The sequence below is a fragment of the Paralimibaculum aggregatum genome (genome assembly GCF_030270585.1).
GTDB lineage: Bacteria > Pseudomonadota > Alphaproteobacteria > Rhodobacterales > Rhodobacteraceae > Thermohalobaculum > Thermohalobaculum aggregatum.
In genome coordinates this window covers 1-518 of sequence record NZ_BSYI01000140.1, presented here as the reverse complement: position 1 = coordinate 518, position 518 = coordinate 1, and the positions used below count along the sequence as shown (strand labels likewise).

1 protein-coding gene is annotated in these 518 nt (G+C 73.6%); it reads left to right on the top strand.

Annotated elements, in window-relative coordinates; all coding sequences use genetic code 11:
* Positions 1 to 478: tyrosine-type recombinase/integrase (locus QSJ97_RS24670; protein ID WP_285675155.1), on the top strand; the 478-nt coding region annotated here is incomplete at its 5' end.
* Positions 479 to 518: the final 40 nt, after the last annotated feature.

Below are 518 nucleotides of genomic sequence, written 5' to 3'. Positions count from 1 at the left end.
TCTCGCGGTGCTGCAGCCGATCTGGCTCGAGAAGCCCGAGACCGCGCGCCGGCTGCGCCAGCGGCTCCGCACCGTCTTCGACTGGACCATCGCGGCGCGGCACCGGCGCGAGGCCAACCCGCTCGCCGGGATCGAGAAGGCGCTGCCGCGGCAGGCCGACCGGGCGACCCATCACGCGGCGCTGCCCTGGGCCGAACTGCCGGCGCTGATGGCGCGGCTTGCCGAGGCCGGGGGCAGCGGCGCCCTGGCGCTGCGCTTCTGCATCCTCACCGCGGCGCGCTCGGGCGAGGTGCGGGGCGCGCGCTGGGAGGAGATCGACGCGGCAGATCCCGAGGAGGGGGACAGCTTCCGCGAAGGGCTCGTGCTCCGCTTCATGGCGCCGGAGAGCCATTTCAGTGCAGGAGATTGGCCGCTGCTCCGCACATGCGCATTCCGGGCTCCCCGGTCAGGGGTTTCCGGGCTGAGGGACGCGTCTTGAGCGATCGTGCAGCGGGCTAGCCTGCGCCTCGTGGAGGAAC